The organism is Neisseria sp. P0001.S005, from assembly GCF_051963715.1.
In genome coordinates, this window is the sequence record NZ_JBQCTZ010000766.1 from 1 (window position 1) to 368 (window position 368).

The following is a 368-nucleotide window of genomic DNA, read 5'->3' on the forward strand; positions in this document are numbered from 1 at the left end:
GTACTGAAAGAAGTCCTGCCTAACAATAAAAAAATCGGCGTTCTCTCAGGTCCGAGCTTTGCCCAAGAACTTGCAGCACAACTGCCTTGCGCCGTCGTGTTTGCTTCCGAAAACAAAGACTGGGTGGAAGAAACCACTGCCCAACTGAACACCAATGTAATGCGCCTGTACGGTAGCACCGACGTCATCGGTGTCGCAGTGGGCGGTGCCGTTAAAAACGTCATGGCAATTGCCACCGGCCTTTCAGACGGCCTCGAATACGGCCTCAATGCACGTGCAGCCTTAGTAACCCGCGGCCTTGCCGAAATCACCCGCCTTGCCATCGCCATGGGCGCACAACCCAAAACCATGATGGGTTTGGCAGGCAT

1 pseudogene is annotated in these 368 nt (G+C 54.6%); it reads left to right on the forward strand.

Annotated features, from left to right (window positions below):
* Positions 1 to 368: pseudogene (locus ACTHSP_RS22765) on the forward strand (NAD(P)H-dependent glycerol-3-phosphate dehydrogenase); the annotation flags it as partial.